Source organism: Vibrio sp. 10N.222.46.A1 (assembly GCF_041473595.1).
GTDB classification, from domain to species: Bacteria; Pseudomonadota; Gammaproteobacteria; order Enterobacterales; family Vibrionaceae; genus Vibrio; species Vibrio tasmaniensis_A.
This window is the reverse complement of the sequence record NZ_JBFRSN010001196.1, coordinates 1-205: the sequence shown is the minus strand read 5'-3', so window position 1 is coordinate 205 and position 205 is coordinate 1. Positions and strand designations below refer to the sequence as shown.

The window sequence follows — 205 nt, the reverse complement described above, 5'->3', positions numbered from 1 at the left end:
CTCCCTCCACCATATTCTTCTTACCTCTTTCGAGAGTTAAGAGAACAACCTGATTGATGGGCTTATGGGAAAACATCAATTTAGGCTTACTTTGTGAAAAGTAAGACACACCCTGGAGGGGTTCCCGAGTGGCCAAAGGGAGCAGACTGTAAATCTGCCGGCACTGCCTTCGATGGTTCGAATCCGTCTCCCTCCACCATATTCT

Annotated in this window: 1 tRNA gene; it reads left to right on the top strand. The window is 47.8% G+C overall.

The features are described 5' to 3' along the window. Window positions 1–114: 114 nt before the first annotated feature. Window positions 115–199: transfer RNA gene (locus tag AB4496_RS25160), tRNA-Tyr, on the top strand. Window positions 200–205: the final 6 nt, after the last annotated feature.